The organism is Prevotella sp. S7 MS 2 (assembly GCF_000762865.1).
GTDB lineage: Bacteria > Bacteroidota > Bacteroidia > Bacteroidales > Bacteroidaceae > Prevotella.
On record NZ_JRPT01000098.1, the window covers coordinates 1 to 5,229 of the forward strand.

The window sequence follows — 5,229 nt, forward strand, 5'->3', positions numbered from 1 at the left end:
CTTGATATCTTATTTTACAGAAATACCTTTTAATTCTAACTGATCTTGTAAGCGTATCAATTCATCGCGATATTGTGCAGCCTGTATGAAATCCAAATCCTTGGCAGCTTGTTGCATTAATTTCTTGGTATGTTCGATACTCTTTTCCAATTCCGGACGCGTCATACGCTTGACTATAGGATCTGCTACAAATGCCATCTCTGTAGGTTCTACATACTCTTGATATTTGCCCTTTATAACATTCCTATCCTCTCCGGAATCAGTACCAATCGGGAATGTTTTAATATCTTTGACAATCTGCATCGGCGTAATGCCATGTTTTTCATTATATTTAAGCTGTTTACAACGCCGCCTAGCCGTTTCATCAATGGTTGCCTGCATACTATCGGTAATGGTATCAGCATACATAATAACCTTACCATTGACATTTCTAGCCGCTCTACCGGCGGTCTGCGTCAAACTTCGTTTACTGCGAAGGAATCCTTCTTTATCAGCATCGAGGATAGCTACCAACGATACTTCGGGAAGATCGAGTCCTTCTCTCAACAGATTGACTCCTACAAGCACATCATATACACCAACACGAAGGTCATTCATTATCTTGACACGATCGAGTGTGGCTACATCACTATGAATATAATTTGCTTTGATATCGTGATTCAATAAGTATTCAGTCAATTCTTCTGCCATTCGCTTAGTCAAGGTAGTCACCAACACACGCTCATGTCGATGAATCCGTGTAAGAATTTCATCCATCAAATCATCTATCTGATTTTCACTGGGACGTACTTCTATCTCCGGGTCTAATAGTCCTGTTGGACGAATTATCTGCTCAACAACAACACCTTCAGATTCACGTAATTCATAATCTGCCGGTGTAGCACTGACATAAATGACTTGATGGATTAGTTCGTGGAACTCCTCAAATCTCAATGGACGATTATCGAAAGCTGCCGGAAGTCTAAATCCATATTCTACCAGATTTTGCTTTCTTGCTCTATCACCACCATACATCGCATTGATTTGAGGAACACTGACATGGCTTTCGTCTATAACTAGCAAGAAATCTTTTGGGAAAAAGTCTAAAAGGCAATACGGACGCTCGCCCGGTTGTCGACCATCAAAATAACGTGAATAATTTTCTATCCCACTACAATGGCCTAACTCTTTTATCATTTCCATATCATACTCAACACGTTCTTTAATTCGTTGAGCCTTCATGTTATCGCCAATTTCATGAAAGTATTCAGTTTGCTTGGCTAAGTCATCCTGAATCATACGAATAGCCTGTTCGGTTTGCTCCTTAGACGTGACGAAAAGATTGGCCGGATATATCTGATAATCCTCAAAATCAGATAAACGCTGAAATGTAAGAGCATCAACTTCTTGAATGCCATCAATCTCATCATCCCACCATGTAACTCGCAAAACATTATCACTATAAGCCATAAAGACGTCGACAGTATCTCCTTTTACCCGGAAATTGCCTCGTTTCAATTCTATATCATTTCTCACATATAGAGCATTGACCAATCGACGCAAGAAGTCATTCCTATCCAATCGCTGCCCTCTTTTAATAGAAATAATACTTTCTTGCATGGCAACAGGTCCGCCCATACCATAAATACAAGAGACAGAAGAGACAACAATAACATCTTTTCGCCCAGAGAGAAGAGCAGACACTGCTCCAAGTCGCAACTTGTCTATTTCGTCATTAATAGCCAGATCTTTCTCTATATAAGTATCAGATGACGGCAGATAGGCTTCCGGCTGATAATAGTCATAATAAGAAACATAATATTCAACGGCATTATCAGGAAAGAAATCTCTCATCTCTTGATACAACTGAGCTGCTAAGGTTTTATTATGACTAAGAATCAATGTCGGTTTATTTGCGTTAGCTATAACATTAGCTACCGTAAATGTCTTTCCAGAACCGGTTACTCCAAGTAATACTTGTGCGTTATCCCCATTTTGTAATCCCTCTGTCAGTTCTGAAATGGCCTGAGGTTGATCGCCCGTTGGCTTATATTTAGATGTTAATTTGAAATTCATCTCTACAAAATTACAAAACACCTTGGTAATAGCGTTATAAAGACTAATAAAATACGAAAAAAGATTTCGTTTACTTTGCCAATCCTAGAAATATCAGTAACTTTGTATCCTCAAAGCGACAATATGAAAAAAGTATTTCTGATAACAATAAGTACCATTTTGCTCTTCTCTAGTTGTGCCCAAGAGTTCAACAAAGTGTACAAGAGCAATAATTATCCTTATAAATACGAATTCGCTAAAGAATGTTTTGCCAATGGCAAATATACTAGAGCCATTACTCTGCTCACAGATCTTATAGCTGTCGAGAAAGGAACAGATAATGCAGAAGAAAGCCTATACATGCTAGGTATGGCATCTTATTGTAGCAAAGATTATGAAGGTGCTGCACAAGCTTTCAAACGCTATTATCAGTCATACCCACGTGGACAATTTGCAGAGATGGCTCACTTCTACGAAGGACAAGCTATCTATGAGAGTACCCCAGAGCCTCGTTTGGATCAATCTATGACTATCACTGCTATCTCGGCTTTCCAAACTTTCCTAGACCTTTATCCAGATTCAAAGTTCAAGAAAGTAGCACAGCAACGTCTGTTTGAACTGCAAGATAAGTTGGTAACAAAGGAATATGCATCGGCAAAGCTATATTATGATTTAGGATCATATTTCGGCAATTGTACGAGCGGTGGTAATAATTATCAAGCATGTATCATCACTGCACAAAATGCATTGAAAGATTATCCTTATAGTAATAAGCGTGAAGACTTTTCATTGCTTATTATGAAAAGTAAATTTGAATTAGCTCAACAAAGTGTAGATGAAAAGAAATTTGAGCGCTATCAAGATGCAGAAGACGAATGCTATGGTTTTCTAAATGAATACCCAGATTCTAAAGAAAAGGAAACTGCAGAAAAATACATAGAAAAATGTAAGAAATATACTAATGAAGATAAAACGGCTCATGCTGTAAAGCAACCAGAAGACCAGAAATCAGAAAAAGAAAATAATTAAATTACATCAATAATAATGGATTATAAAAAGTCTAAAGCTCCAGTTAACACTGTCACTCGTAACATCATGGATCTCTGTGATGAGACTGGAAACATCTATGAAAGTGTAGCTATTATTGCAAAACGTGCAAATCAGATTTCTGTAGAAATCAAACAAGATTTAAATAAGAAACTTGCAGAATTTGCTTCATACAATGACTCATTGGAAGAGGTGTTTGAAAATCGTGAACAGATTGAAATATCTCGCTATTATGAGAAACTACCAAAACCTACATTGCTAGCTACTGAGGAGTTTACAGAGGGAAATGTATATTGGCGCGATCCCGCTACAGACACAGACAATCTTAGTATAGACTAAAAGATGTTACAACGCAAACAAACATTATTCTTGCTTGCAACTATCGTGGTAATTTGCTTCTGCCTCTATTTGCCGATAGCTCACTATACACCACCTACTGGCATTAGCAAAGGAGCTATATTATTCAATTTGGCAACATATAATCATCTGGAATCCGGAATAGATTTCTCTAACTGCCCATTGTTCATTGTACAAAGCTTATCTACCATTATAGCAATTATCACAATATTCCTATACAAGAATCGTCAATTACAAGTGAAGTTTTGTAATGGAGGGATTATTCTACAACTAATCTGGTATGCGCTATATGGCTTCTATTTGTATAGTAATCACGATATATTAGGAAGTGCACATATTAATTTTGCAGCATGTTTACCACTTATAACTATTATCCTCCTCTATCTAGCAAGACATGGGATTGTGGCCGATGAAAAACTGGTCAAGAGCATGGACAGAATTAGATAAAATAAAAGAGCAGGATTTTCAATCTTGCTCTTTCATTTTCTTAAAACATAATCTTGTGTATTATTGGTGCCATATCATAATATTTGTATTCGGCTAATCTTCCACCAAACTCTATTTTTTCCTCTTTAGCAGCTAAAGCTGCATATTGACGATAAAGTGCTTGGTTCACATCATCATTTACAGGATAGTAAGGTTCGATTCCATCTTTCCATTCCATACTGTATTCTTTACTGATAACAGTCTTTGGACAAGCATTAATAGCAGAACCAAACATTTCAAAATGTTTATGCTCTATGATGCGTGTATAAGGCACATCAGATTCCGTATAATTAATAACAGCATTTCCTTGATAATTAGCCGTATCAAGAATTTCTGTCTCAAACTTAACAGTACGATAGTTCAACTTTCCAAATCTATAATCGTAAAATTCATCTATCTTCCCTGTAAATAAAACTTTATCAGCAAGATTCAGCCAATGTTCTTTATCTTGAAAGAAGTCAACACCAACCATAACATCCGCACCGTCCAACAACCCATCTATCAATTTATTATATCCACCAATAGGTATACCTTGATACGAATCATTAAAATAGTTATTATCAAAAGTTAGACGAACAGGTAAACGTCTTATAATAAAGGCAGGAAGTTCAGTACATTTTCTTCCCCATTGCTTTTCCGTATACCCCTTAATCAACTTCTCGTATATATCCTTCCCTATCAATAATAAGGCTTGTTCTTCTAAATTACGAGGTTCATCAATACCTAAATTCCTCATACGATTCAAGGCTTCAGCACGTTGCTCAGCTAATTTAGCTTCAACTTCAGCCGGCGTAGTAACACCCCACATTTGATAGAAAGTGTTCATATTGAAAGGAAGATTATAGAGTTTCCCGCTATAATTTGCAACAGGAGAGTTTGTATAGCGATTAAATGGAACTATACTATTCACAAAGTCCCAAACCCCTTTATGATTCGTATGGAATATATGTGCACCATATTGATGTACATTAATACCCTCTATATTGTCACAATAAAGATTTCCTCCGGTCTGTAGACGCTTATCTATTACCATACAACGCCTACCCTTGTGAATCTCACGATATGCAAAAGTAGAGCCATACAAACCTGCACCTACAATTAAATAATCATATTTTTTTTCCATTATCAAGATATATTATGGTATTATACAAAGTTAGCTAAAAAGCTAATACGTTGCAATAATACTCCATATAAAAGCTCAAAAAAGTTACATCTGTAGAGTCGGAATCAACCTGCAAGTACAAAAGTACATCAACCGTCTGAGTATACATAGTTCTCACTTAGAGACCGTTATCCTATATACAC

Annotated in this window: 5 protein-coding genes; 3 read left to right on the forward strand and 2 right to left on the reverse strand. The window is 36.6% G+C overall.

Annotation, left to right across the window (positions count from 1 at the left end; genetic code table 11):
* Window positions 1-9: 9 nt before the first annotated feature.
* Window positions 10-2,055 (reverse strand): excinuclease ABC subunit UvrB, encoded by a 2,046-nt coding sequence (gene uvrB / locus HMPREF0671_RS11435; protein WP_036900848.1) that lies wholly within the window; start codon window positions 2,053-2,055, stop codon window positions 10-12.
* 123 nt (window positions 2,056-2,178) lie between these two features.
* Between uvrB and HMPREF0671_RS11440 the strand changes: the two genes are divergently transcribed.
* The 3 genes from HMPREF0671_RS11440 to HMPREF0671_RS12715 are packed head-to-tail and all read left to right on the forward strand — an operon-like array spanning window position 2,179 to window position 3,885.
* Window positions 2,179-3,063, forward strand: coding sequence for an outer membrane protein assembly factor BamD (locus HMPREF0671_RS11440; protein ID WP_052053052.1), 885 nt, complete (start codon window positions 2,179-2,181; stop codon window positions 3,061-3,063).
* Window positions 3,064-3,078: 15 nt separating this feature from the next.
* Complete coding sequence (locus tag HMPREF0671_RS11445; protein WP_036900850.1) at window positions 3,079-3,420, forward strand: DNA-directed RNA polymerase subunit omega; 342 nt, start codon at window positions 3,079-3,081, stop codon at window positions 3,418-3,420.
* Window positions 3,421-3,423: 3 nt separating this feature from the next.
* Window positions 3,424-3,885 (forward strand): DUF4293 domain-containing protein, encoded by a 462-nt coding sequence (locus tag HMPREF0671_RS12715; protein ID WP_036900853.1) that lies wholly within the window; start codon window positions 3,424-3,426, stop codon window positions 3,883-3,885.
* 40 nt (window positions 3,886-3,925) lie between these two features.
* On the opposite strand, the gene glf is transcribed toward HMPREF0671_RS12715, so the two are convergent.
* Window positions 3,926-5,047 (reverse strand): UDP-galactopyranose mutase, encoded by a 1,122-nt coding sequence (gene glf / locus HMPREF0671_RS11455; protein WP_036900856.1) that lies wholly within the window; start codon window positions 5,045-5,047, stop codon window positions 3,926-3,928.
* Between the last annotated feature and the right edge of the window lie 182 nt (window positions 5,048-5,229).

Bases quoted from the DNA above. Each gene is read 5' to 3' on its own strand.
- glf (WP_036900856.1), bottom strand. From the start codon at position 5,047: ATGGAAAAAAAATATGATTATTTAATTGTAGGTGCAGGTTTGTATGGC.
- HMPREF0671_RS12715 (WP_036900853.1), top strand. From the start codon at position 3,424: ATGTTACAACGCAAACAAACATTATTCTTGCTTGCAACTATCGTGGTA.
- HMPREF0671_RS11445 (WP_036900850.1), top strand. From the start codon at position 3,079: ATGGATTATAAAAAGTCTAAAGCTCCAGTTAACACTGTCACTCGTAAC.
- uvrB (WP_036900848.1), bottom strand. From the start codon at position 2,055: ATGAATTTCAAATTAACATCTAAATATAAGCCAACGGGCGATCAACCT.
- HMPREF0671_RS11440 (WP_052053052.1), top strand. From the start codon at position 2,179: ATGAAAAAAGTATTTCTGATAACAATAAGTACCATTTTGCTCTTCTCT.